Source organism: Caldimonas mangrovi (assembly GCF_023721835.1).
GTDB classification, from domain to species: Bacteria; Pseudomonadota; Gammaproteobacteria; order Burkholderiales; family Burkholderiaceae_C; genus Caldimonas; species Caldimonas mangrovi.
The window spans coordinates 223,451-250,254 of record NZ_JAMKFE010000006.1 but is presented as its reverse complement, the minus strand read 5'-3'; the positions used below and the strand labels follow the sequence as shown (position 1 = coordinate 250,254).

Genomic DNA, 26,804 nt, shown 5'->3' with positions numbered 1-26,804 from the left:
CCGCTCGGACAGGAAGCCATTCGCACCAGCGCGATGTTCCGGGCACTGTCTGACCGGCTCGCACGCGAAGGGTGCGACGTGCTGCGCTTTGACTATCACGGCACCGGCGATTCGGCAGGCGATGAAGGGCAGCAATCCATCGAGCGCTGGACCGAGGACGTGATTGCGGCCCACGAGGTCTTGTGCGAGGCCGCTTCGCAGCGCCCGGTGCACTGGTTTGGCATGGGCCTCGGCGCCAACATGGCGGCCCGCGCCGCCGGGCGCGCGCGTATCGCACCAAGCCACGCCGTTCTTTGGGAACCGGTGCTGAACGGGCAAGAGTATCTCGACGCACTGCTGTCGTCGCACCGGAGCGAACTCTCGCGTGAACTGGGGCTGGAATGGAATCAACTGCGCCAGCGAGGGCGGGAACAGGAGCCTTCCCTGCCTGGCGTCGTGCTCGGTTTCGAGGTCGGAGAGGCGCTATTCGGCGAGCTGCAGCGGCTCGAAGCACTGCCGCTCCACGCCGCAGCGCGACGGGGAGTGAAGCTGACGTGCGCAGTGCATGCCCAGCAACGAGAGGCGCTGCAAAAAGCACTGGGTTCCGCAGTGAGGCTGCACACCGTGGAGACGCGCACCAACTGGATGTCGACGGAAGCGCTCGGGACGGCCATCGTCCCTCAGGACGTGCCTCGCATTCTTCTTGAAACCCTGCAGTGACCGCGATGATCGAACACACACTGGTCTTCGGCCCCCAACAGAATCTCGTCGGCACGCTGACCTTTCCCGACGCCGCCCGCGGCGGCAGCAACCCACCGGTCATGGCGCTCTTGACGAACGCCGGCGTCATCCCACGGGTCGGTCCACACCGGATGAACGTCAAGCTGGCGCGGCGCTTCGCGCAGCTCGGCGTGCCCACGTTGCGCTTCGACCTGAGCGGGCTGGGCGACAGCCAGCGCGCCATCAGCACCCAGTCGGCCAGCGCCCAGTTCGTTGCCGACACGCGGGCGGCAATGGACCTCGCCGCCTCGCGCTACGGGTGCCATCGATTTTTCATGATCGGCTTCTGTTCGGGCGCCGACATCGCGCATCTGACAGCACTCGAGGACTCTCGCCTCCAGGCCGCGCTGCTGTTCGATTCCTACGTCTACCCGACGCGCAAGGCCAAGCTGCTCGGCCTGTGGCACCGGCTGCGTCGCCACGGCGTGCCGGCCACTGCGTACAAGCTGGCGCGCTACATGCTGAGGGCCCGGCTCGACACATCCCAGGATGACGGCACTGGCACCCCCGCCGCGGAGGGCCCGGTCATCTTCGGACGCTCCCGCATGCCCGCGCGTGACGAGTTCGGCGCTCGCATCCGCACGCTGGTCGATCGCGGCGTGCAGCTGTACTTCGTGTACTCCGGCGGCGAGCCGGATTGGTACAACTACGAAGGCCAGTTCTGCGAGATGTTCGAATCCTACGGTTTCGTCGACGACGTGCGATACACCTATCTCCGCCAAAGCGATCACACCTTGACGCAGCCGCATGCACAACAGGCATTGACCGGCTTGATCGAGCAGTGGTTGCACGAGCGGGTGCTGGGTGCCGAAGCCCCGGGATCGGTCTCTTCGGTCGGCCTCGCCGCCGAATCCGCGCCGGTCGAGCGGCTCGCTGCAGCCTGATCCTGCATCAACGGTCGCTGCCCACTGCGGGCAGCTCGAGAACAGGCAGTTCGAGGTAGGACAGCCGTGCGCCCCCGTGGTGCACCCTGTTTCGGGCCACCACGCCACGCGATTCTTCAGCGTTGTCCCCGCCAGTGTTGAGGTTGCGTTCCAGCCGTGGAAAGCTGCTGCTCGTCACGTGGAGCCGGAGCCGGTGCCCTTCAGGTAGCAGGTAGGCGATCGACCGCATGTTCACCGCAATTTGGTAGGTCTGCCCGGGAGTCATCAAGGCCGGCTTGTCGGTTCCTTCGCGGTATCGAGCGCGCAGCGCCCCCTCCTGGATGCTGGTCGCGCGTCCATCGGGCCACACGTGCACAAGCCGCGCGACGAAATCGGTGTCGGGCGCGCTGGAAGAGACCGTCAATTTCGCCACCAGGGGGCCGGCAATGCGCAAAGGCCGCTGCAGCGGTGGCGATGTGTAGACCAGGACATCCGAGCGGGTCTCGACGTCGCGCTGGTCCACTGGCCCCGCCCGATCGGCCGGATTGCCGGTGCAGCACAGGGGACCGCCCCGCGACGGGACCGGTTTCGCCGGGTCGTACACGAATTCGTCGTTCGCCTCGCCCGCAGGTGCGGGTGCGGTGAGCAACTGGCCGTCGCCATCGCGACTGTTGGCCCTGCCCGCGCTGTGCAGGTACCACCGCTGTGTCTGCACACCTTCCGGCGGCCAGTGGGACGACGTCAGCCAGCGCCCCTCACCTACCACGTAGAACAGGTACGGCGGCAACTCTTCAAGCGCGTCGGCGTTGCCTCGCAACCAGTGATCGAACCATCGCAGATACCAATCTCGGTACGGCTGTTCGGCATGAGGCATTTCGAGATCCCCGAAACGCCCGGTCTGCGCGATGGCTTCGGCCTCGCAATGGTCGCCCGGTGCGATCACCACGTGATGCCGTACCGGCCCACGGTCGGTTTCCTGGGCCCTGGCATGCCGCGCGAGCGCCAGTGTGCCCTCGATCGTCTGGTCGCCCCAGTTGTTGATGTCCAGGGTCGGCGTCGTGAGTCGGTCTCCATCCGAGACGAAACCGTACCCGCGCCATCGGGGATCGTCGAGCGGCCACCGCAGCAGTTCGTCATAGGCGTTGGGGGCCGGGCGGGCCTGATTCACCAGACCCGCCACCGGCAGACCCCATATCGCCGACCCGATGTCGAGCCCCGCAGGGGCCGGCGCACGCGGGTCCTTCGCCCCATGCTTGACGAACCAGCCGAAGCCCGACGCCAGTTGAAACACCCCGCCCTCGAAGAATCCGAAGTGCGCGGACGTCCCCCTCATGGAGCCGAGCGCGCCGCCTGCCCCCTGAGCGATCATGGCCGCGTGTGCCGGATGGCGTGCGCGCGCCAGGGCATACTGCAGTTCGCCCAGCGCCGAGCACCCAAAGGTCCCGACCTTGCCGTTCGACCAGGGCTGCTGCACGATCCAGTCCAGCGTCGCAGCGCCGTCTTCGGTCGCGCGATACCACGGGGCGAACTCCCCTTCGGATTCGAACTTGCCGCGAATGTCCTGCACCAGCACGGCATAGCCGTGGCGCGAGAAGAACAGCGCCGATGCCAGGGCCTCGCCATAACGCTTGCGGTCGTAGGGCAGACGTATCAGCACGGTCGGCAATGAGCGCCGGGCGTTCGGTGGCAGGTAAAGGCTGGCGGCGAGGTGCACGCCGTCCGGCATGGCGATACGCACGCCATGATCCACCGTCACACCCGAGATGAGCGCACGCACGGCCACCTGCCAGTGCACGGGAACATGGTGCCGCCCTGCATACAGGGCGACGATGCCGGCCCCCGCAGACAACGCCAGCGCCAGCAGCGCCCACAGCCATTTCACCCGACCCCTGCGGCTCATCTCGGCCTCCATGCTTGTTCTGCCCTTCGCCCTGTCCGGCGCACGGCTGCGCATTCCCCTTGGGCAAGGGAGATACGCGCTCATCGCCGCAGCGGATAATCTGCGACCGCTGCGGCACGAGACAGCGCAAGCTGTCTCGGCAAACGGCCATTGTCGCGCCGGAAGGCCGCCGGACAGACATCCATGAGCACACTGCTGCATGCCATCCGCATGGTCGAGTTCACGTCTGTGGTCACACCTCCGCTGGCCCGGCTCTGGCGCGCCGGGCTGGATACCGCGCCTTCGGCGGACGAGCAGGCGTGGCTCTCTGACGACGAGCGCGCACGCGCGCAGCGGTTCGTCTTCGATCGCGACCGTCAACGATTCCTTGCCGCCCATTGCGCACTGCGCGCGCTTCTGTCCCGGCAGACCGGCCTCGCGCCTCACGCCATCCGCTTCTCGCTGGGCCCTTACGGCAAGCCCTTCCTCGTTCCCGCGGCATGCAGCTTCAATCTGAGCCACAGCGCGGACGTCGCCCTCATGGCTGTCGCACGGGAAGGCGAGTTGGGCATCGACGTCGAAATGCTGCGACCGATGCCGGACGCCCTCGAACTGGCACGGCACAACTACACCTCGGCCGAACGGCAGGAGTTGCTCGACACTCCCGCAGCACAGCGAGATCTTGCTTTCCTCTACGGCTGGACACGCAAGGAAGCGTGCCTGAAAGCCATCGGCAGCGGCCTCAGCCTGCCTGCCCAGTCCGTCGACGCAGGCCTGGCTCCCGCACCCCGGATCGTGCCTGTCGATCTGGGCAGCACCTGCATTTCGGTCCTCGTCCAATCCTTTCTTCTGGACCAGAACATCGTCGGCGCAGTGGCCAAGGTCCTCGCCGATCCGAAGGAGATCCCGTGAACAGACGCTGCCATCAGGCGCTCGCCTCCGCATCGGCGGCAGCCCTCGCCATGAGCCTCGGGGCAGATCCATCGCACGGCCAGCGGGTCGACACGTCGACAGCGGTCGAGGCAGCATGCGCCAAGCTTCAGCCGGCGAACACGCTGCCCCGAGCCGCTCAGCACACGGCGCCCGTGCCTGCCCTCGCCAGGCCGGGCAAGGGTGAAGCGCTGCTCGACCCGGTGCACGGCAGTTGTGTCGTTCGGGTCACCGCCCATGACCAGGAGCCGCCCAAGGGCTTCGCCCGCAACGACTACTCCCGCCGGCAGGCCTTCAATGCCGACGACACGCGCTTGCTCGTCGTGGCCCAGGACGGCTACTGGCACCTCTACGACGCCCGCACGCTGAAACACCTGAAGGTGCTGTCCGGCCCGGCCGGCGACGCCGAACCTCAATGGCACCCGACCGATCCCGCACTGCTGTATTACCTGCCGACCAACGGTGTGGGCATGCGCCTGCACGAATTGAACGTCAAAACCGGGCACTCGCGCGTGGTGGCCGATTTCGGCACCCGGCTGCGCGCGCTGTGGCCGCGTGCGCAGTCCGCGTGGACGCGGTCCGAAGGGTCTCCATCGGCCGACGGTCGCTACTGGGCCTTCCAGGTGGACGACGACCGTTGGCAAGGGCTGGGCCTTTTCACCTATGACCTGATCGAGGACAAGATCCTGGCGACCTACGATTTCGCGGCACACGGCAAGGTGCGGGCCGACCACCTCAGCATGAGTCCGTCCGGCCGCCATGTCGTCGTCTCCTGGAACGACGGTCCGACTGCCTTCACCCGCGAACTGACGCAGCCTCGCGTGCTGCAGCGTGTCGGCGAGCATTCGGACATCGCGCTGACCGCCGACGGCGACGACGCGTATGTCGCCATTGATTACAAAGCCAACGATGGCGCGCTGTTCATGCTCAACCTACGCACCGGCCAGCGTACCGATCTGTTCCCGACATACGTCGCCGGCACCGCGACGGCCCTGCATGTCTCCGGCAAGGCCTACCGCCGGCCCGGCTGGGTGCTGGTGTCCACCTATGCCGACTACGGCAAGGCCGGCCAGCAGTGGCTGCACAGACGGCTCTTCGCCGTCGAACTGAAGGCCAAACCACGCATCGTGCACCTCGCGCACCATCACAGCCGCTACGCGAAGTACTGGACGGAGCCGCACGCCTCGGCGAACCGCGACTTCACGCGCCTGATGTTCAACTCCAACTGGGGAACGGCGAGCGAAACGGATGTCGACGCCTACATGGTGCTGGTGCCACCGGGTGCTCTCGCCGCTCGCCCCTGAAGCCGCACGCGCGCCTGTCCCGTGTTTATCAATGCACTGATCGAACTGCTGCTGCCGATGACGTTCTACTTCGTTGTCGGGCTGCTGGCACTCACCGCCCTTTCCTTTCGCCCCCGCTGCGGCCCGGCATTGCGTCGCTGGCGCCCCGGGCTGCTCGGTCTCACGCTGTGGGCCTGGGTGTGCAGCACTCCGGCCGTCGGCAATCTGCTGATCCGCCACCTGGAGGGCCCGATCGCTGTGGCACCGCTCGCGGTGGCCCGCGATCCGCAGGCGTTGGTCATCGTGCTCGGCAGCGGGCAGATGTGGACGCCCGATCGAACCCACAGCGTGCAACTCGACCAAGACGGCTGGCAACGGCTTCACGAAGGCGTCGAGCTGTGGCGGCGTACTGGAGGCTCGATGCTGTTCACCGGCGGCCCACCAGGCGATGACGACCGCTCGATCGCAGCCGAGATGGGCCGCGTGGCACAGCGCCTCGGTGTGCCAGCCGACGCGATCCTCTATTCGCCCCGCTCTCGCACCACCTATGAAGACCTGATGCAGGTGCAGGCAGAGATCCACCGACATCGAGGGGCTGTCTGGCTCGTGACGAGCGCGGTGCACATGCGACGCGCCACAGCGGTGGCCGCGAGGCTCGGCCTCGCTGTCCAGCCTTATCCGGTCGCCTACCGCCAGATCGTCAACCCGACTTGGCGCGCCTGGCTGCCGCACAACGGCGGGCCCGACCGCTTTGCCACCGCCCTGCACGAAATCGTCGGGCTGTGGACCTACCGCCTGCGCGGCCAGGCCGAATGAAAAAAGGCCTCCGCGCTGCGGAGGCCTTCGCGATCTGCAAGCCCTGCAGGGCTCGCGGCGTTCTTACTTCAACGCACCGGCCGGGATCTCGACCATGTAAGCATCGAGGTCCATGCTGCTGTTGACACCCCAGTTGGACGTGAACAGCACCTTCGTGAAGTCGCGGTTGACGCTCGCCTGAGGCTCGGTCCAGTAGCCATTGTCGACCACACGGGTGTGCGCCAGGTGGTACACGGTCGGGTTGGCCTTCAGCTGCACCGCGGTGATCTTCCGGTGCAGCCACTGCATGGCTCCACCGTAGTCGGCATAGGTCGACATCAGCACCCAGCCCGGCTTGCGGAACGCCTTGCCGGAGAAGTGAATGGCCGTCGCCGTCCCGCTGATGTAGGTGCCGAACAGGTCGGTACGCGCCCCGGTGCGCAGGTTGATCATGAACACGGCACCGTTGTTCGACTGGTAGTCGACAGACACGTATACATCGTCGCCGTTCTCGTCGAGGGCGATGTCCGAGTGCTCGCTGCTCTTCTGGATCGTGCGCGGGTTCTGCAGGTTGCGGTCATAGGCCACCACCTTGTCGAGCCACGACACGACGACATAGTTGCCGGACGCACTCATGCTCAGGTGATCGGGGCGGTTGCTGTTGGCCATCGTGCTGACGATGGTGTCGGTCACGCGGTCCCACACGACGATCCCCACCGGCGAGAAGCTGGAGGTCTCGGCCATGAAGGCCCAGTAGCGCCCATCCGCCGACGGCGAACCTTCCGACTTCGTCCACAGGCGCGCGGCATTCGACCATGGCAGCCGGCCAGTGAAGTTGCCTACCACGCGGCTGGTGTTCGTCGACACGTTCAACTCGTTGACCACCATGCCTCCGTTGGTCGGCAGGTAGTGCAGCAGGTTGGGGTCGGTCGGGTGCCATTGCGGCTCGGCGTCCGCAGCAGGCCCGTTCAGTCGCTTGAGGTGCGCGAAGGTCTTGGCGTCGTAGAGATGCCAGAAGCCATCGTACGCATAGACGATCAGGCGGGTACTGTCCGCGTTGAAGGCTTGGCGGCGCGAGTAGTCATTGCGCGCGAAGCCAGACGGCGGCTCGGAGGCGTGGTCGGTCACTCGCACCACACAGGTCTTGTAGGACGGATCGAGGAAGGCCTTGCCCTTCGCCGGCTTGGACAGCGACGAGATCAGGTCGGTCACGAAACCGCTCTTCAGCGTGAGACTGGAAGCGTAGAGCGTGCTGCAGGCGCTGCTGGTGGACGATCCGCCTGAATCGCCGGTGTCCGGCGCCGGTGCGGCCGCGAAGTTCGCCTGGACACTGCGCGCGCTGGACATCGAGACCGTGCAGCTGCTGCTGGTGCCCGAACATGCGCCGCCCCAGCCGTTGAACACCTGGCCGCTCGGTGCAGCAGCCGTCAGCGTCACGCTGCTCGCGGTGTCAAACGACGACGAGCAGTCGGTGGCCGAGTTGCCGCAATCGATGCCGGACGGCGAGCTGCGGACATTGCCGGTGCCGGAGACGGCCACGCCCAGGGTGTGGCTCGTCGGTTGCGCGACGGCAAACGACGCGCTCACGCTGCGCGCTTGGGACATCGTCACCTGGCAGGTGCTGCCTGTGCCGCTGCATGCACCGCCCCACCCCTGGAAGGTGTAGCCTGACGGTGCCTGGGCGCTGAGCGCCACCCCCGTGCCGTTGGCAAACGAGCCGGTGCAGGCACTGCCGCCGCTGCCGCAGCTGATGCCGCCCGGATTGCTGGTCACGCTTCCGGTGCCGGAGACCGACACGCTGAGCGAGTAGTTGGTGACGGCGACCGGTGCCTGCGAGAAGGTCGCCCTGACATCGCGCGAGCGGCTGTTCGATACGCGGCACACCAGGTTGGTGCCCCGGCACGACCCGGACCAGCCGGTAAAGGTAGCGCCCGCCGCCGGTGTGGCACTCAGGCGCACGTAGGTCAGCGCCGAGTAACCGGTCGAACACTTCGGCCCGCCGCTGGCATTGCAATCGATGCCACCGCGATCGCTGGTGACACGTCCGGAACCCTGGACCCCGACCTTGATCAGTCGTTGGCTGTAATAGGTGGAAGACTGGACGCGCTGGGCGCTTTCCTGCTCGGCGCTGGTGGCGTCGGCATCCTCCTGCGGCTCCTGCTCTTCGACGGCCTCGCTGCCGGTCCCGTTTGACGTCTCGGTCGCGGAGGTGGAACTCCCCCCTCCACAGCCCGAGACCAGCAAGGCGAGCCAAATAGCCGCCGGCGCCAGATATGAACGTGTACGCATGATTTATCCCAACGATTCTTAAGGTTCAACCCGATGTAAATGGCCCGAACGTGCGGACCATCCCGAACAGGTTTTCCGCACCGACAGCGCTTTCTGCGCCGTCTCTCGTTCAATCGGAAAACCAAACCTCTCCTGTAGTAACTTTTTGCTGTTCATTTGTGTCTGAAAGTCACTTTGGTTTAAAAACGCCAAGAGCTGCGCGCTGCAATGCAACGCGCAGAAATACCATCAGCTGGGGGACTTGGCGAAGGCTGCTCACGCGCCGACACGGCGGCGCTTCGACCACGCGAGCAGTGATTTTTCATTGGGACGCCGCCGACAGCAGGTACAGCGATCAGCGTTCCCAGAAAGGATGTTTTTGACTGTGCGACGAAGGGCGCCGTGCGCCCGCGCCCGTCTACTTCAAGGCATCTTTGGGCAACTCGATCATATAGGCATCGAGGTCATTGCCGGTATTCACTTCCCAATTAGAAGTAAAAAGTATTTTCGTGAAATCTCGGCTGACACTGGCCTGCGGCTCCGTCCAATAGCCGTTGTCAACCACGTGTGTGTGAGCCAGTTGATAGATCTTCGGGTTGGCGGCCAGCTGCACCGCGAATATCTTGCGGTGCAGCCATTGCAGCGCACCACCGTAGTTCGCATAGGTGGACACCAGGACCCAGCCGGGCTTCTTGAACGCCTTGCCCGAGAAATGCATGGCCGTCGCCGTCCCTGCGAGGTACGTGGGGAACAGATCGGTGCGCGTGCCGGTGCGCAGGTTGATCATGAACACCATGCCTTCGTTGGACTGGTAGTCCACCGAGACGTAGAGATCATCGCCATTCCCGTCGAGGGCAATGTCCGAGTGCTCGCTGCTGCCCTGGATGGTCCGCGGGTTGCGCAGGTTGCGGTCGTAGGCCACGACCCGGTTCAGCCATGACACCACAACATAGTTGCCGGACGCACTCATGCTCAGATGGTCGGGGCGGTCACTGTTGTTGAGGGTGCTCACGATGGTGTCGGTCACGCGGTCCCAGACGACGATGCCCAACGGCGCGAAGCTCGAGGTTTCCGCCATGAAGGCCCAGTAGCGCGCGTCCGCCGAGGGCGAACCTTCAGACTTGGTCCACAGTCGTGCAACGTTCGACCACGGCAGGCGACCCGCGAAATTGCCGACCACGCGGCTGGTGTTCGTCGAGACGTTCAGTTCGTTGACGACCATGCCGCCATTCGTGGGCAGGTAGTACAGCAGATTGGGATCGGTCGGGTGCCACTGCGGCTCGGCATCCGCAGCGGGGCCGTTGAGCTGCCGCACATGCGCATAGCTGTTGGCGTCATAGAGATGCCAGTGTCCGTCGAGCGCATAGACAAGCAGCTTGCTGGCATCCGCATTGAAGGCCTGACGGCGCGAGTAGTCGTTGCGTGCAAAGCCGGAAGGAGCCTCGGCGGCGTGATCGGTCACGCGCACGATGCAGGTCCTGTACGTCGGGTCGGCGAATGCCCGGCCTTTGACGGGGCGCGAACTGGACAGGATCGACTGGGTGGCGGTGCCGCTCACCGGCGTGAAATCAGCGGCATAGAAGCCGTTGCAAGCGCTGACCGCCGGCGCGGCAACGAAGATCGCCGAGATGGTCCGGGCCTGGCTCAGCGTGACGGTGCACGTGGCGTTGGTGCCGGTGCAAACGCCGTCCCAGCCGGCGAAGGTATAGCCGCTGCCAGCCGCGGCGGTCAGCGTCACTTGGGTGTCCTTTGCGTAGCTCTCGCTGCAGTCGGAACCGCAGTTGATGCCGGACGGGCTGGACAGTACCGTTCCGGTGCCCGAACGCTGGAGGTTCAGCGCAACCGTGTCGGCTGCGACGGGCGTGAAAGTAGCCGTCACCGTACTGGCGGCCGCCAGTTCGATCGTGCAGCTCGTCGAACCGTCCGAGCAGGATACGCCGCTACCGCTCCATCCCGAGAACTGGTAACCGGCCGCCGGGTTCGCGCTGAGCGTCACTTCCGTGCCGACCGTGAAGCTCTCGGAGCAGTCGTTACCGCACGCGATGCCGCTCGGCTGCGATGAAACCGCTCCGGAGCCGGTCACGCCGATCTGCAACGTCGTCGTCTCCGTACCGCCATTGCCGCCCCCAGCCGGTCCTTCGTTCCCTGTATTGGAACTGCCGCCGCCGCCGCCGCCGCAAGCGGCCAGGGCCATCATCAGCGCAGCCAAGCTGCCAAGTCGAAGCACAGAAGTCATCACAGGTCCACGGTCGGTCGTTCGACGGGGGCTGATGCCACCCGGCCTGCAAGGGCGTTCTGACGGCAGCTCTCTTGAGCCGCACTGACCCTACCCTCACACGTTGGCTGCCATGGTGCCGTGCCTCGGCCGCGGCAAGTAACTAAATGAAACATTCTCTCCCTGTTTTGACCAGGGTCTCCGCGTGGAAAAATTACGCGCCCCGCAGGCGAGGGATTGAATTTCTTACCTCTTTGGCTATACGCAACTCGTATCCAGGGCCGTTACATCTATCTCCACACTCCGCACAGCGGGCGTGCACTATTTCGCACCCTCCTGCCTCAGCGGGGAGCGGCTTCCGGGGGACGACCGATTCACATCGGCCCCCACGGTGGCCCACGAAGCCTCTTTTGTCAGCGCGTGATAGCGGGCGACGATCCCTGCGAGGATCCAGAAGTTGCCCATGACGTCCCCATCCAGAAAACGGCTGCCATAGACATTGCCGAGAGCGACCGCGATCACGGACATCGTGAACCCGACGCCCAGCAACTTCGACTCGTCGCTCGCATCGACCTTCTCCACGCGCCGGCCCAACCGCCACAAACCAAAGAGGAGTGTCAGCGTTGCCAACGGGCCCAGCAGACCCGCTTCGGTGGTGATCAGGACGTAGAAGTTATGCGCGTCCATGTTGCGATACGTCGGTACGTATGCTCCGATCTCGCGCTTGAAATGGTTGAGGCCGATGCCCCATGGACGCTCGGCAATCAGTTGCGCCGCGCCTTCCCAGATGATGAACCGGCTTTCCGTGCTCTCGTCGTACTCACCCTCGCCGTCGGCATGCTCGGCACCGGTCCTTGGCGAGGCATGTCCGCCGCCGTCCTCGCCCTGTGTGGTCGACTGCAGGCGCTCGACCGCGGTCTCCGGCGCCCACGACTCGAAGGTCAGCAACGCCACGACGATCAGCCCGGCAAGGAACACGCTGCGCCGCACGGCGAGCAGCAAGGCCAGCAACGCCAGGATGAAATACGCCTGCCGAGAATAGGTGAAAAAAACGACGAAGGCGCCGAGCGCCAGGCAGCCGGCGGCAATCAGCCGGAACATCGGCTTGGACTTGTAGAACAACGCGACCGCAGCAAACATCGGCAGGAAGATGACGAAGAACACCGCCGCGCGGTTGGCATTGGTGTAGCTCCAGCCGAAAGGCGCCGAGACACGGCGCGTCTCGTTGTAGACGGTGATGCCATAGTCGAGCGCCTGCCGCAGCCCCTGTACCGATGCGACAAAGGTGACGAACAGCATCACCGCGAACAGAAAGCGCACCGTCTTCATGTCGTTGGCGCCGTGATAGAAGAGAAAGAACAGCAGCATGTAGAAAATGCTGTTCTTCAGCACGGTCAGGTCGTTGACCCACTCCGAAGGATCGTGCATCACGCCCATCAGGTAGCCCCAGACCAGCATCGCAAAAAAGAAGTAGAACGGACCCTTCAATGGCGCCGGCGTCCCGGACTTGGGCTTCAGCAACAGCATCAGCATCAGTGCCAGCAGGAACAGCACGTTGATGACGTTCAGCCCCTTGACGGTGAATTCGATGCGAAACAGCTGCTGGTTGGGCAGATAGACGATGATGGCCGCCAGCAACAGGCGCAATGCCGTCATGGCGATCCTCCGCGGTCAGGCCGGTGCATGCTGCGCTCGACCCGGTCGCAGCATGGTGGCGCTCAGTGCGCGCTTGAAGTCTGCGACAGGAGAATCCGGCATGCCGATGCGGCACAGCTTGAAGTGGTCGTACGGTGCACGGTTCACCGCGCTGATCGTGGCCACGGCATAGCGGAAACCGACAGCTCGCGCGGCAACGGCAGTGGCGTCGTTCATGCGCCCTCCCGGATAGGCAAAGCCTTCGACCGGCGCCTGGCACAGCGATTCGAGCATCACGCGTGAAGCGATCATCTCTTGCTGCAGATCGGCCTCGGAGACGAGTTTGAGGTTGGGGTGCCGCACCGAATGTGCACCGATCTCGACGCCGCGGCGGTGCATCTCGCGAATCTGTTCTGCCCCCAGCCGAGCCGCGGGCACTACCGGCCGGCACGGCGGACCCAGTACCCGTTCGATCCGGTTCACCACTTCAAGCACCTGCTCGATCGGCAGCGTCCAGAGTTGTTCCAGCACCGCCTCCGCCGTTGCAACCCTGTGCCATGACGAAAGCGGCAGCCGCGGGTGCGAACCATTCAGTCCCGCTGCCCGCATGTCCAGCGCCTGATGTGACGTGCCGGCCAGCGCAGCGATCACGCGATCCCACCAGAGCAGCTCACCGGTGTCGAGCCCGCCCGTCGGCACAAACAGCGTGACCGGCACACGATGGGCTTCGAGGATGGGCAGGGCTACCTCGAAGTTGTCGAGATACCCGTCGTCGAACGTGATCGAGACCGCACGCTCTGGCAGGGGTTCACCGCGCTCGAGCCGGTCGACGGCGTCACGCAAGCCGATCACGTTGAACTGCCGGCGAAGGTAGCCGATCTGCGCCTCGAAGCGATCGCGCCGGACGCACATGCCGAGCCGAAACGGATCGGCCATCGCCTCGGCGACCACCCGGTGGTACATCACGATGGTCCATTGGCACGGAGCGGACACCGCCCGACCGATGCGACGGTCGTAGACCCCGACTGCATCGAGGAGCGGCGAGACCGTGTCCTTGAGAACCGACTTGGCGTACCGCTTCAACATGTTGATCCCGACCCGAAGAAACCGTTCTAGTTGTTCTATGCAGCGGCGGCGACAGGCGCCGCCGCCGCATCGACAAACCTGCGAGCCCATAGCTCGTAGGTCAGCAACAGCCATAGCGGTTCGCTGTAGTCGTGCGTACCGGCCAGATGGTCAGCCATGCGCTGCTGCACGCCCGACGCATTGAAGATACCCCGCTCGCGGAAACGCCGATCGGCCAGCGTGTCCAGCATCAGCTCGCGCAAGTCTTCGCGGAACCATTGAGCCACGGGAATCGCGAATCCCTGCTTGCGCTTGTTCAGCACCGCAGCAGGCAACAGATCGTTTGCGACCTGCTTGAGCAGGTACTTGCCGACGCCGTTGCGCAGCTTGAAGTCGAGCGGCAGCCGCGCCGCGAACTCGAGCAGTTCGTGGTCCAGCAGCGGCGCCCGGGCCTCGAGCGAATTCGCCATCGTCATGCGGTCGACCTTGACGAGAATGTCGTCGGCCAGATAGGTTTCCATGTCGCCGGCGAGAATGCGCTCCATCGGGTCGTGGATATCGGCACGCTCGAACAGGCCGCGCACACGCACGAAAGGGTCGCTGCCGGCGACCTCGGGCGCAAGCAGCATGCGCAGGTCGGCCGCAGTGTTGAGCGCCACGCCGGACAGATAGCGGTCCGGGTAGCGCTGGTCGACACGATCGGCAATGCGGCGCATCCGCACGCCGCGTGCGCCGCCAACCAGGCCCGAGGCCACTCGCAACGCCGGACCGCCGAGCCCGAACGCACGGCGTGCAAAAGTGTCCAGTCGCTGGTATTTGCGATAGCGCTCGTAGCCCGCGAACAGTTCGTCGCCACCGTCGCCCGACAGCACCATCTTCACGTGCCGGGCCGCGAGCTGCGAGACCAGGTAGGTCGGGATCGACGACGAATCACCGAACGGCTCGTCGAAATACCAGACCAGGTCTTTCAGCATCGACACCGCGTCGGCCTCGACGATCAGCTCGTGATGCTCGGCGCCGATGTGCTGCGCCACCGCCCTCGCATCCGGCAACTCGTTGAAGGCGGCCTCCTTGAAGCCGATCGTGAAAGTCTTGACCGGCGACGACAGGTTGCGCGCCATCAGAACAGCAACCACGCTGGAATCGATGCCACCGCTGAGGAAGGCACCGAACGGCACGTCGCTGACGAGGCGCGCGCGCACTGCATCCTCGAGCTTGCTCGACAGCTGCGCCTTGAGTTCCGCCTCGGGTGCCTGCCATTTCGGCTCGAACTCGACCTGCCAGTAGCGTCGCACCGACACCTGGCCCTGCTTGACGACCAGGCAGTGGGCTGGTGGCAGCTTGTGCACGCCGTCGTAGATCGACGCAGGCGCCGGTACATACCCGAGCGTGAAGTAATCGTGCGTCGCTTCGAGCGAGATGCGCGGGTCGAACCCCGGCACCGCGTACAGGCACTTGAGTTCGGAGGCAAACGCCAGCAGGCCGTCCTTCGTGGTCGTGTAGTACAGCGGCTTCTTGCCAAGCCGGTCGCGCGCAAGCACCAGCTTGTTTTCACGCAGGTCGAGGATGGCGATGCCGAACATGCCGCGCAAGCGCTGGAAGCAGTTCTCACCATACTGCTCGTACGCATGCACGATGCACTCCGTATCGGTGTTCGTGTAGAAGCGATGCCCCAGCGCTTCCAGTTCGCGTCGCAGCTCGCGGAAGTTGTAGATCTCGCCATTGAAGACGATCCAGATGCTGCGGTCCTCGTTGTGGATCGGCTGGTGTCCGCTGGACAGGTCGATGATGCTCAGCCGGCGCATCCCGATCTGCGCCCCACCGTTGACATAGACACCCTGATCATCCGGCCCGCGGTGCACGATCATGCGACACATCGCGTCGACGATCGAAGGGTCGGCCGAGCGCCGCTCGTCCAACGAATAGAGCCCGGCTATGCCGCACATGAAGAACTCCTTGGAACGAAGGTGTCGACCATCTTCGGTTCACGCAATTTGCGGTACTCCGTACAGCGCGGCGAGTTGTTGCACGACGGAGCCGATCGACGCGCGCGAGACGACCAGGCCGCGTGCATTGGTGCCCATCCTGTCGAGGACGGGTGGCCCTGCTTCAGCGGCCGCGCGCAGTGAATGCTCGAAGTCACCCACATCGCCCGGTTCGAACAGCCAGCCGGTCTCGCCCGGCCGAACGAAGTCCTCGGTGCCGCTGACGCGTGACCCGACCACCGGCAAACCGGCTGCCATGTACTCGAGCAGCGTGTTGGACAAACCCTCGCTGAGCGAGGTGAGAACACCGAAATCTGCCAATGCGAGATAGCCCTCGACGGCATCGCTCGGCCCGGTGAAATGCACTTGGTCTGCAATGCCCAGCCCTTGTGCCCGTTGCACCAGGGCGTCGCGCAGGACGCCGTCGCCGACAAGAATCAGCGCGGCGTCCGACCGCTCGCGGAACACCCGTGCCCAGCCGTCCAGCAGCAGTTCCAGCCCTTTCTCCGGCACGAGACGCCCGACGTACACGCCGATCAGCGGCCGTTCTCCGCACAACTCGCGCCGCACAGCCGCATCTCGCTCGACCGAGGCGAAGCGGTCCGTGTCGACCGCGTTCGGAATCAGGCGCACCTTGCCGGCATCGAACCCGCTTTCGACCAGCATCCGGCCGATCCGCGAGCTGGTCGCCTGGTAGTGGTCAGCGCCGCGCAGCGCCAGCCTCTTCAGACGATTGAGCCAACTCGGCCGGGGATCCAGAATGCCTCCCAGCATTTCGGTCATGCCGGTCAGCTTCACGACCACCGTTTTGCCGAGCAAGCGCCCCATCAGACAGCTCACGGCGGCCATGTTGCCGGCGATGTGCGCGTGAATCACCGAGTATTCCCGCCGGCGCGCATACAGCAACCAACCGAGCTTGAACAGCATCGACGCTGCACCGAGGAGGGGCAGCTTCGGATAGGTGATGCGCCGCACCGTGATGCCGTCCACCGAGTCGCACGCCAGCTGCGGTCCGTAGGACACCATCGGAACCACCACCGAAACCTCCAGATGGCGAGCCCGCATGTGACGACCGAGGGTGCGTACCTGCGACTCGGCCCCGCCGCCGCCCTTGGTCGGGAAGACGCTCTCGAGCACCATCAGGACAGAGGCGACGCTCTTATCCATGCTGACCGTCGACATACTGGCGATGCCACAGTTCGAGCATCAGCAGGAGATAGATCTCGGCAGAGTGATCCCACGCGCCGCGTTCGTGGCGTTTCATCAGATGCTCCACGTGTTCCCGGTTGAAGTAGCCGCGGCCGGCCGCCTTCGGTGACAGCACGACCTCGTTCACCATGTCGCGGAAGGGGCCGGGGCGCCGCAACCACACGCTGACGGGCAGGCCGAAGCCCTGCTTCTTCTTCTTGCGAATCTCCACCGGAAGAATGTCCTCGGTAGCGCGCTTGAACAGGTAGCGCTTCTCCAGGCCCCTGACCTTGTCGTTGCCGGGCAGGCGCCCGGTGTACTCGACCAGTTCCCGGTCCAGATAGGGAAAGGCCACCTGCGTGCCGGCAAGGCGCGAAGCGCGCACGACCTTGACCACGTCGTTGTCGGCGATGGTCATCTTCAGGTCCAGGTACATCAGACGATGCAGGTTGCAGTCGGCCTGCGCCATGCGATAGATGGCGCGCTGCACATCCAGCGAATCGTCGCGGCCCACGTGGTCACGGAAGCTGGCGCTCAGCAGTTCCTCGAACTGTTCCGAGGCGAATGAGTCGTCGCTATAGAAGCGGTCGGGGTTGGGCAGGCTGCCACGGTAGACGAAGTTCTTCACACGGTTTGCAAGCCGTGTGTCCACACCCTTCAGCGCGCCGGCGAGCATGGCGCCCGCACCGCGCACCAGCGCGGGTGATCGGTGGAACCATTCGAAGATCCGGTCCTTGCGGTAGCGTTCGTTGCCACCATAGATCTCGTCGCCGCCGTCACCGGCCACCAGCAGCTCGACACCGTTTTGCGCGGCCAGATCGGCGCAATAGTAGGTCGGGATGGCCGACGAGTTGCCGAAGGGCTCGTCGAAGGCATCGACCAGCCGCGGAATCGCCGCCAGTGCATCGGCCTCGCCGACCGAGCGCTCGTGCCCGTCGAGCCCAAAGCGTTGTGCGGCCAAGCGGGAGTAGGCCAGCTCGTCGTAGCCTTCTTCGGCAAAGCCGATCGAGAAGCTCGACACCTTGTGCGAGCCGGCCGTGCGCGACAGGATGCTCGCAATGCTGGAGCTGTCGGTTCCGCCGCTCAGAAAAGTGCCCCAGGCGGCGTCGGACAAAGGACGGTAGCCCGAGACCGCGTCGATCATCCGTTGACGCAATCCGGAGGCCCGCTCGTCGTCGCTGCCGCGCAAATCTGCGGGATAGACCGCGTCCCAGTGCTTGCGCACCTCGGTCGCGCCAGGACGGCCTTCGAGGCAGTGACCTGCCGGCAGCTTCGCGATGCCTTCGATCGCGCAGTGCGGCGCCGGCACGTACGAAAAGTTGAGGTAGTGGTACAGCGCCGGCAGCGACACCCGCGCCGGCACCAGCCCGGTGGCGAGGATCAGTCGCAGATCACTGGCGATCAACAGGCAGTCGCCGGCAGCCGCATGGTAGATCGGGTAGGTGCGAAACGGGTCGACGCAGGCCATCACGCGGCGCGCGCGCGCATCCCACAGCACGTAACCGTAGCGCCCGCGCAAGCCCTCGTTCGACCAGCGTCGCTCAGCGATCCAGCGTCGCAGCGCGACAGCTGCCGGCTCGCCTGCGCCACCCGGCTCCATGGCCAGGCCAATGCCACCCGCGTGCGAGTCGCCGGCCTGCTGCACGTCACCGCGCGTCCATACCGCAATGCCGGGGGCCGGGGTGCTGCAGTGCACCTCGGCAGGCGCTCCGCGCCAGGCCGGCCACCGGCCGAGGTCGCGCAGCCGATCGAGCGGCGGCACCTCGCCTGCGGCACTCACACAAACCAGAAACTCTCCCAAAGGGCCTGACATACTTTCAACCTACCGTTCTTCTTGTCGACATGAGGGCACCGGCGCAGCGGAGCGCGGCGGCCTCTGCATAGCGGTTCTCGAACGCCCGCACCATCGCGGGCACACTGTAACGTTCGTGGGAACGTGCGCGGCCGGCGTCGGCGAGTGCACGACGACGCGCCGGGTCCTGCGCCAGGGCCTGGATCGCATCGGCCAGCGCCGCGGCATTCTCGGTCTCGAACAGCAGACCGGTGCGGTCGTGCTCGACGAGTTCAACGTTGCCCCCGGCGCGCGAGGCAATGACCGGCTTGCCGCTCATCATGGCCTCCAGAATCACGTTGGACAGTCCTTCCCGCAACGACGGCAGCACGACGAAGTCGGACGCCGCCATCAGTTCGGCCACGTCGGAGCGCTGACCAAGCAGCAATACCTCCTGCTGCAGCCCGAGGTGGAGGATCTGCGCCTCGAGTTCACTGCGCAGCGGCCCGTCGCCTGCGATCGCGAAGCGCAACGCCACGCCACGTTCGCGCAACAGCCGGCACGCGCGCAGCAGCGTCGGCAGGTTCTTGTGGACGATCAAGCGCCCCACGAAAACGCCCAACGCAGCCTCTGCATGCGGGCTCAGCGACTCGCGCAGCGCATCGACCGTACCGGATGCCGTGACGGGCATCTCCACACCGTTGTAGATCACATCGATCGCATGTCCGGCAAGCCCCATCTTCTGTTGCGCGTAGACAGCGCCCGCGGTGGAGTTGGCAATGACCGCCGTCGACTGCCTCGAGACCCAGCGTTTGACGCGCCACTGCAGCGGTGAATACCACTCGTAGGTGCCTCGTACCGACGACATCAGCGCAGGCCGCTTCGCCGGCAGGAGCAAGCGCCTTGCCGCTGCGCCCCACAGCTCGCCCGAGAAGGCGAAGCAGTGCATCACGTCGTAGCGCCCGTCACGCAGCCGGGTTGTCAGCTCGCGCACGAAGCGCAGGTCGATGCGCCCACGCTTCTCGACCTGGATCACCGGCACGCCGGCGGACTCCAGTTCGTCGGCAAAGAAGGAGCGGTTGCGAAAGAACAGCACGCTCGGCTCGAAGCGACCGCGGTCCAACCCCTTGGCAATGTGGACGATCTGGCGCTGCGTACCACCGACTTCCATCTCGTCGGTCAGCAGCAGCACTCGGGTCTTGCCGGTATCGTTCATCGCGGCCTCAGGCGAAGGCTTCATAGAGCTTGCGTGCCTCCTTGGCCACGTCGAACTCGCGTTCGACCTTATCGCGCGCATTCTGTGCCAGGCGCATGCCGAGCGCAGGTTGCGTCAGCAGCCGCCTCAAGGCGCCTGCCAGGCTTTCGGCCTCGCCCGGCTGCACCAGCAAGCCGCTGACGTCGTCCTCGACCAGCTCCGGAATACCCGACACATAGGTCGAGACGACCGGTGCGCCGCTGGCCATGGCCTCCATCATTGCGACCGGAATGCCGTCGCGGTCTCCAGCTGCCGTCACGACCGACGGCAGCACGAAAGCGCTGGCGCGAGACAGGTGGCGGCGCACTTCTTCCTGCTTGCAGGCACCGGGCAGGTGCACCCGTTCTTGCAGCCCGGCCGTCGCGATCTGCCGCTCGAGATCGGCTCGCAACCGGCCTTCGCCGATGACGATGCACTCGAACGGCACCTTCCAGTTCGCCAGCAATTCGCAGGCGGCGACCAGATGGCAAAACCCCTTGATTTCGTCGAGCCGCCCGACGGCCACGATCAAACCCGGCTCACGCCCGCCCGCCTGGAACGGAATCTCGCCCGGCGACACGCCGCAGTGCACGATGCGCATGCGCTCGCTCGCCTGCTCGTTGATGCGCTCGGCAAGGTAGCGCCGATTGAACTCGGAGATCGTGACGCCGAAAGCCGCACGGCGGATCTTGTCAGCGAGCAGATGGTGCTCGAGGAAAATGTCGTGCGCATGCGCAGTGAAGCTGAACGGCACCCCGGTGCGGCGCGAGACGATCATCGCCGCGGTCGAGGGGTAGGTGGCCCAATGGGCATGCAGGTGATCGGGCGCAAGGCAGCGCACCGTCGGCACCAACGCCAGCGTGCGCCACCAGACCACCAGGGTCTTCGCCAGCGCGGTGGGGTGCCGCGCCAGCTGCAGGCAGATGGAGCCCAGCTCCTTCAGTGTCTGCACCGGGCGACTCGCCGTGCCGCGCAACACCTCCCACGCACCACGCCAGCCACGGACCGGGTAGCTCACCCGGTCCAGCAGCGCCTGGGCGTCGGATTGCACGAGCTTCTCTTCGGGATCCTTCAACGAGATGATGCGCACGTCCACGCCCAAGCGCAGCAGCTCGTGCAGCTCGCGGACGATGAAGGTCTCCGACCAGCAAGGAAACAGCGACACGAAATAGACGACTCTCACCTTGCCCTCACCTCGGGGGATGCGCATCGGTCGCCGCCACCCCGGAGGCCGTGGGTTTCGAGCGCCAAAGATGCGCGTTCTTGTTCGACAGGAATTCGCGTGCGCCGAGAACGACGCACCAGTTGAGCAGCAGGAAGGCGCTCGCGATCTTCACCGGCTTCCAGCGCGCCGCGCGCTGCGACACAGCACCCAGCAGCGGCAAGGCGTAACCGGCAAGCTGCAGCGCGAAGAACCCTCGGTAGAACCCGCCCTTGCCCAGCAGCGCCAGGTTGGACAACAGCAGGGCCCCCATCGCCACCGGCGCGAGCAGCCGCATCAGCTTGTGCGAGACGAACTGCAGCACGATCGGGTTGCGCCACGGCAGCAACAGCTGCGGCGTCATCGCCACGAGCTGGAAGTTGCCCGCCAGCGTCCGCACCTTGCGCATCCTCTCTTGTTGCGGCGCGTGCGACGGCCGGTCGTAGGCGTGAGCGCGCTTGTCGAACACCACGCGCAGGCGCTGCATCGCGACGTTCATCGGAATGGCAACGTCATCGAGTATGGTCTGGGGCGGAATCGGCCGGAAGCTCGTGCGCCGCAACGCATACAGTGCCCCGGTGACGCCGACCACCGAGTACGCCTGCGACTCCTGCTGGCGGATGAATTTCTCGTACTTCCAGTACGCGTCGACGCCCTCGGCAAAGGGCGTCATGTCGTCCGCGACGAACACCAGCTCACCGCTGACGGCTCCGACTTTCGGGTCGGCAAGATTCTCGACGAGACAGCGGACCGCCTCGCGGTTGAGCCGCTGCCGAGCATCGGTGAATACGATAACGTCCTCGTCGCAGACGGCAACTGCATCGTTCAGGCAGGCCGCCTTGCCGCGACGCTGCGCGAAGGGCAGCAGCGTCACGCCCCGGTGGCGGTAGGACTCGACCAATTCGTTCATGCCGTCGTTCGAGCCATCGGACGCGACGACCACACGCAAACGCCCGGCATAGTCCTGCGCCAGGCAGCTCTCCAGCTTGTCACCGAGGCGACTGGCCTCGTTATAGGCGACAACGACGATCGCGACCGCCGGCTCGTGTGCCGCGCGCGCCACCGGCTTCGGCCACACACGCGCCCACATCCAGACCACGGCCGGGTAGCCGGCGTAGGTATAACCCAGCGCCGCCAGCGACAGAAAGAAAAGCGCCTCGATCACCGCCCCCCCTCCCCGGCGCCGCCGAGCAGTGCACGCCGCACACGTTCGTAGCGGCCATTGCCGAGGGCGCTCTTGGCGGCGGCAAGCACCCGGTAACGCAACTGCCGTGCCGCCAGTTCCCAAGTGCGCTGCTCGACCCACCGGCGCAGTTGAACATCCGTCGTTGAGGCCAGCACCGCCAGCCGCGGCACGTCCCAGGCGCCGGCGTCGCGCTGCCAGAGACTGACGCGCGAGCTGCATACCGCCTGATAGCCCAGCCGCCCGGCCAACTCGCCGAGGCCTGGGGCGACGCGTCCGCCCGGCGGCGCGAACAAGGTCACCGGACGGCCGATGCGATCTTCGATCTCATGCTTGGAGTCGGCCAGCTCTGCCTCTACCTCACGCTCGGGCAGTTCGTCGAGATAGCGATGGTGCTGCCCGTGCGACTGGATCGACATGCCGACGGTCGCCATGTCCTGCAGTGCGGCCCAGCTGAGATGGTGCGGCGTGCCGACCGTGCTCGGGTTGACGAAGAAGTCTGCGCTGCCGCCATGCTCGACCAGGTCCGCCGCTGCATCGGCATTGCTCGCATGCCCATCGTCGAACGTGAAGCCGACGCGCGGATTCCCGGCGTCCGGCTGGGCCAGCAGGCTCGCCACGCTCGCCGCCCGGCCCCCGGCTGCCGAGACCAGCTCGAGGTGACGCCTGAACTGAGTGCGCGTGACCGAGTAATGCGGATCGGCCCCCTGGCTTTGCCCTGTCACGTCGCTCACGGCGTGGTACATCAGGACGGTAACGGTTTTCATGTCGGCTCCGTGTTCGTCGTTGCAGCAGGGCCGCCGGTCTTGAGCCGGCGCAGCTTGTTCCAGCCGGTCGTCAGCAATTGCCGCGCGTCGGCGTCGACGAGCAGCGTCAGCGCCATGTAAAGGGCAGCACCTGTCGTCATGCGCGCAGCCAGTGTCGCGAAATCGCCGCCGACATCGATGCGCACCAGCACGAGGTACATTGCCCACGCGATGCCGCCGAACTTGAGTACCGACACCAGCGGAATCTGCGCCGGCAGGCACCGCCTGCCGAAGGCCATCGACAACGCCAGCAGCCCGGCATAGGCGATCAGCGTCGCCGCAGCAGCGCCGACCAGTCCCCAGACAGGGATCAACACCAGGTTCAGACCGATGTTGACGGCCGCACAGGCAACGACCAGCAGCATCACGGTCTTGGTGCGTTTCTCGATGTATAACCCCGCGCCGGCCACCATCACGAGGCCGTCGAGGGCCATACCGCCGATCACATAGGGCACCACCTGCGCGCCAGCCCGGTACTTATCGGAGGCGAGAAAGGCTATCAGCTCCCCGCCGACCGCCGAGAGTCCAGCGACGACCAGCATCGCCACCATGGTGTAGATGTGCATGAAGCGGCGCAGGAAGGCAGCCGTCTCGTCACGCCCTTTCTCTTCCCACATGCGCACGTACATCGGCAGCACGGCGGCGCCGAACGACGCGAGGAAGATCATGCGCACGTAATCGCACAGGTTGTAGGCGGCCGAATAGAAGCCGAGCGGCTCTGCCCCGAGCAGCGCCTGGATCACATAGCGGTCCCCCATCGACAGGATGATCGAGGCCAGCTCGTAACCGATCATCGGGATGCCGAAGGCCAGCATGGAGCGAAACAGCGGCGCATCGAAATCGCGCAGCCGCGGACGTAGCTGCTTCCACATCCACGCTGCAAGCACCAGCGTAGCGGCTGCCTCGCCGATGATGGTCGCGGCGTAGAAACCCCACAGGTCGCGCGCCACGAAGAACAGCACGAACAGCAGCAGCGCCAGCCCCGCATAGCGCCGCACGACGTTGTAGACGGTGATCTCGCGGCTGCGCTCCTCGGCCCTCAGCTGGTTCACGAAGGAGCTGTCGACGACGCGGATGAAGATCAGTCCGGCTGTCAGCAGCAGCAACGGCTTCAAGCGAGCGTCGTTCCAGAACGAATCGGGCATCAGCTGGCTCGCGCCGGCCCACGCCAGCGTGGCGATCAGACCGACGCCCGCCATGCCGAATACCACGGTGGCGACATACGCGTCGAGCCCGACGTTGCGCTTGCCGGCCTTGATCTCGCTGTAGAAGCGCACGGCGGAATGCTGCACACCGAGCTTGGCGACACCGACGAGCAGCGACAACGCTGTCGCGACGAGGTTCATCACGCCGTATTCGTCGACCGTCAGCAGGCGCGTGAGAATGGGGAACGAGACAATGCTCGCCAACGTCACCAGCAGGCTGCCGGCAGAGTAGTTCGAGACGTGGAAGATGAGGCGTTTCAACATGGCATCGCGAAGCAAGGGACGGCCGGAATGCGCCGGCCTGCGAGGGCCGCCGATACACCGGCCGATCGTGAAGTGAGCACCGCGCGCGGGCGCAGCGCAAATGTCCCCTGCGCCTCCCTCGTCAAATTCGGCCGAACTTCAGGACGCTGCAGACCACGTCGCATCGCTCGCGTCCCCGGCTGCGTCCCGCTTCGGCAGCACTCCGCGCAGATGCTGCGCGATGCGCATTGCCGGGCCTCCGTCCCAATAGGCTTCGACTTGCTCCTCCTTGTTGCTGCGCATGCGGATCGCTTCGTGCACTGCGCGCACCGCCTCGTCGGCATTGCGGACGACGGCTTGTCCCGCAGCGTCGTCTGCCGACGGCAGGGCACTGCCACGCACGGCGAGCACAAAGCAGGGAACGTCGAGCGTGGCGCATTCCTCCGACCAGCGCGTGTCGGTGCCCTGCAGCACGCAGGTCGCACGCCGAATCAGACTTGCCATCTCCAGATAGCCGAACCGAGGCAGCACGATGACGCCGGACTTGCGCAGTTGCTTCTCGGCGCCGGCGGCCTTCAACGCTGCAAGCGTGGCGGAATCGGCTGTCCACAACACCGGAATCTCACCCTTGAGGACCGCGAGGATCTGCAGCACCTCGCGCAGCGTCTTCTCGGCCTCCGCCCCGGTGGCGCACCGTATCGTCGCCAGCGCATACCCTTGCGGCTGCTTCAGGCATTCGTCCGGCACTCCGGCACCGGCCAGCGCTTCCTCAGGCGTCAGGGCTCGCTGCAAGGCCGCATGCAGCAGGTTCTCCATGAGGCTGCCGACGCAGTGCACGCGCGTCGAGGCAATACCCTCGCGATACAACGTGTAGTGCGCGGTGAGTTTGCTCGTGTAGAGCACATCGGCCATGCGGTCCAGCAGTACCGCGTTCAGCTCAACGGCCGGTCCGCGCTGTGCGCCGCGCACGCCGGCGTCCATGCGCAGCAAGGGCACGCCACGTTTGAGTGCTACCAGGCTGCAGGCCAGCACGGCATCGGTCGCGCCCAAAGCGAGCACGGCCCGCGGCTGCAGTTCGTCGAGCAGCGCGTCAAAACGCAACTGGGCGGTGGCGGCCTGTTGCGCGTAACCGTCCGAAGCAGCGCCGAGGTGGATCTCGATGCCGGGCAACGGCAACGCGCCGTCGAGTTCCTTGCCGGTGGCCACCGCGTCCTCGGTACCGGGATTGACCGAGACGACCACGGGCAGGTCGCGCTGGTCGCGCAGCACCTGCGCCATCGCACCCGCCTTCAGGTACGCCATCGGCCCGTCGACGAGACACACGAGAGGCGCATGCAGAGGGCCGGCCTGGCCATGGTTGTAGCGAACCACATCCGACGCCGCTGTCACCGCTTCGGGAAGACGTGCCGCGCCGCGCTCGACCGGCTCGGCCGCCTCGCGCTCCCGGGGCCGCGTCATCGGAGGAGCGATGGTCGATTCGCCGACCTCGCCACGCAGTTCACGGGCGGTCTGCTCGACCTGCGTGGCCGAGATGACCTCTTCGCCCCCGAGGAAGCAGGCCAGCAGCAGGCGGTTGCACAGCAGGTTGACCCGCCGCGGAATGCCGCCGGTCCAGCGGTGGATGGCATCGAACGCTTCGGGTTCGAAGTGCGGGACGTCCTTCCAGCCGACACGGCGCATGCGGTGCTCGATGTAGGCGCGAGTCTCCATGTCGTCGAGCGGCCCGAGGTGGCACGACGCGATGACGCGCTGGCGGAACTGCTCCATCGACTTCGACTCGAGCAGCGCCCGCAGCTCGGGTTGACCGACGAGGAAGCTCTGCAGCAATGCCTGCTTGCCGAGCTGGAAATTCGACAGCATGCGCAACTCTTCGATCGCCTCCAGACTGAGGTTCTGCGCCTCGTCGACGATCAGCAACGCACGCCGGTTCTTCGCCGCCAGCGCGGTCAGGAAACCCTCGAGCGTGGCGATCAGATGCGCCTTGCTGGTGCCGAGCGGCGGAATGCCGAACGCGGTAATGATGGAACGCAACAGGTCGCCGGACTCCAGCTGCGTGCTGACCACCTGGGCAGCGACCACTTGCTCCGGGTTCAGCCCCTCCAGCAACGTGCGCACCAGCGTCGTCTTGCCGGCGCCGATCTCGCCGGTGACGACAATGAAGCCCTCGCCCTGATAAACGCCGAACTTGAGATAAGCCAGCGCATTGCTGTGCCCACGGCTGTCGAAGTAGAAGGCCGGGTCAGGGTTGAGCTGGAACGGCGGGCCGCTGAGCCCGAAGTGCGATTCGTACATCTTG

The 26,804-nt window shown here is 65.6% G+C and carries 19 protein-coding genes; 5 read left to right on the top strand and 14 right to left on the bottom strand.

The genetic code is table 11. The features are described from left to right. Positions 1–33: 33 nt before the first annotated feature. Together M8A51_RS12465 and M8A51_RS12460 are read left to right on the top strand one after the other, a co-directional pair. The gene (locus tag M8A51_RS12465) at positions 34–699 is read left to right on the top strand and encodes an alpha/beta fold hydrolase (protein ID WP_251778785.1); all 666 of its coding nucleotides are present in this window, start codon (positions 34–36) and stop codon (positions 697–699) included. Positions 700–704: 5 nt separating this feature from the next. After that, positions 705–1,643 (top strand): serine aminopeptidase domain-containing protein, encoded by a 939-nt coding sequence (locus M8A51_RS12460; RefSeq protein ID WP_251778784.1) that lies wholly within the window; start codon positions 705–707, stop codon positions 1,641–1,643. 7 nt (positions 1,644–1,650) lie between these two features. Here M8A51_RS12460 and M8A51_RS12455 read toward each other — a convergent pair whose 3' ends face one another. Further along, positions 1,651–3,534 carry a CocE/NonD family hydrolase gene (locus M8A51_RS12455; RefSeq protein WP_251778783.1) on the bottom strand — a complete coding sequence of 628 codons (1,884 nt, stop codon included), beginning with the start codon at positions 3,532–3,534 and terminating at the stop codon, positions 1,651–1,653. Positions 3,535–3,705: 171 nt separating this feature from the next. On the opposite strand from M8A51_RS12455, the gene M8A51_RS12450 reads away from it, so the two are divergent. Genes M8A51_RS12450 through M8A51_RS12440 form a run of 3 tightly spaced genes read left to right on the top strand, consistent with a single transcriptional unit; the run spans position 3,706 to position 6,530 of the window. Continuing rightward, on the top strand, positions 3,706–4,413 hold the full coding sequence (locus M8A51_RS12450) for a 4'-phosphopantetheinyl transferase family protein (RefSeq protein WP_251778782.1): 708 nt from the start codon (positions 3,706–3,708) through the stop codon (positions 4,411–4,413). Further along, positions 4,410–5,735, top strand: coding sequence for a TolB-like translocation protein (locus M8A51_RS12445; RefSeq protein WP_251778781.1), 1,326 nt, complete (start codon positions 4,410–4,412; stop codon positions 5,733–5,735). Before M8A51_RS12450 ends, M8A51_RS12445 begins: the two co-directional genes overlap by 4 nt. 21 nt (positions 5,736–5,756) lie before the next feature. Next, complete coding sequence (locus tag M8A51_RS12440) at positions 5,757–6,530, top strand: YdcF family protein (protein ID WP_251778780.1); 774 nt, start codon at positions 5,757–5,759, stop codon at positions 6,528–6,530. A 63-nt stretch (positions 6,531–6,593) separates the two neighbouring features. On the opposite strand, the gene M8A51_RS12435 is transcribed toward M8A51_RS12440, so the two are convergent. The 13 genes from M8A51_RS12435 to M8A51_RS12375 all read right to left on the bottom strand — a co-directional run bounded on the left by M8A51_RS12435 (position 6,594) and on the right by M8A51_RS12375 (position 26,800). Continuing rightward, positions 6,594–8,798: an InlB B-repeat-containing protein gene (locus tag M8A51_RS12435; protein ID WP_251778779.1), complete on the bottom strand. Its 2,205-nt coding sequence runs from the start codon at positions 8,796–8,798 to the stop codon at positions 6,594–6,596. Between the two features lie 397 nt (positions 8,799–9,195). Beyond that, positions 9,196–11,013, bottom strand: coding sequence for an InlB B-repeat-containing protein (locus M8A51_RS12430; protein WP_251778778.1), 1,818 nt, complete (start codon positions 11,011–11,013; stop codon positions 9,196–9,198). A gap of 300 nt (positions 11,014–11,313) precedes the next feature. Further along, the gene (locus M8A51_RS12425; RefSeq protein WP_251778777.1) at positions 11,314–12,648 is read right to left on the bottom strand and encodes an O-antigen ligase family protein; all 1,335 of its coding nucleotides are present in this window, start codon (positions 12,646–12,648) and stop codon (positions 11,314–11,316) included. A 15-nt stretch (positions 12,649–12,663) separates the two neighbouring features. Further along, complete coding sequence (locus M8A51_RS12420; protein ID WP_251778776.1) at positions 12,664–13,803, bottom strand: polysaccharide deacetylase family protein; 1,140 nt, start codon at positions 13,801–13,803, stop codon at positions 12,664–12,666. Next, a complete protein-coding gene (gene asnB / locus M8A51_RS12415; protein WP_251778775.1) occupies positions 13,749–15,638 on the bottom strand; it encodes an asparagine synthase (glutamine-hydrolyzing) in 1,890 nt (629 codons plus the stop codon). The genes M8A51_RS12420 and asnB overlap by 55 nt, the downstream gene beginning before the upstream one ends. Before the next feature lie 39 nt (positions 15,639–15,677). Further along, positions 15,678–16,844, bottom strand: a complete 1,167-nt coding sequence (locus M8A51_RS12410) for a glycosyltransferase (protein WP_251778774.1) — start codon at positions 16,842–16,844, stop codon at positions 15,678–15,680. Beyond that, positions 16,837–18,645, bottom strand: coding sequence for an asparagine synthetase B family protein (locus M8A51_RS26535; RefSeq protein ID WP_251778773.1), 1,809 nt, complete (start codon positions 18,643–18,645; stop codon positions 16,837–16,839). The genes M8A51_RS12410 and M8A51_RS26535 overlap by 8 nt, the downstream gene beginning before the upstream one ends. A 37-nt stretch (positions 18,646–18,682) precedes the next feature. Next, positions 18,683–19,876, bottom strand: coding sequence for a glycosyltransferase (locus tag M8A51_RS12400; RefSeq protein WP_251778772.1), 1,194 nt, complete (start codon positions 19,874–19,876; stop codon positions 18,683–18,685). Continuing rightward, complete coding sequence (locus tag M8A51_RS12395; protein ID WP_251778771.1) at positions 19,860–21,080, bottom strand: glycosyltransferase; 1,221 nt, start codon at positions 21,078–21,080, stop codon at positions 19,860–19,862. The genes M8A51_RS12400 and M8A51_RS12395 overlap by 17 nt, the downstream gene beginning before the upstream one ends. Next, a complete protein-coding gene (locus M8A51_RS12390; RefSeq protein WP_251778770.1) occupies positions 21,061–22,236 on the bottom strand; it encodes a glycosyltransferase family 2 protein in 1,176 nt (391 codons plus the stop codon). Before M8A51_RS12390 ends, M8A51_RS12395 begins: the two co-directional genes overlap by 20 nt. Beyond that, complete coding sequence (locus tag M8A51_RS12385; RefSeq protein WP_251778769.1) at positions 22,233–23,021, bottom strand: polysaccharide deacetylase family protein; 789 nt, start codon at positions 23,019–23,021, stop codon at positions 22,233–22,235. The genes M8A51_RS12390 and M8A51_RS12385 overlap by 4 nt, the downstream gene beginning before the upstream one ends. Beyond that, a complete protein-coding gene (locus tag M8A51_RS12380; protein ID WP_251778768.1) occupies positions 23,018–24,529 on the bottom strand; it encodes an oligosaccharide flippase family protein in 1,512 nt (503 codons plus the stop codon). The genes M8A51_RS12385 and M8A51_RS12380 overlap by 4 nt, the downstream gene beginning before the upstream one ends. Before the next feature lie 138 nt (positions 24,530–24,667). Further along, a complete protein-coding gene (locus tag M8A51_RS12375; protein ID WP_251778767.1) occupies positions 24,668–26,800 on the bottom strand; it encodes an XrtA/PEP-CTERM system-associated ATPase in 2,133 nt (710 codons plus the stop codon). Positions 26,801–26,804 lie beyond the last annotated feature (4 nt).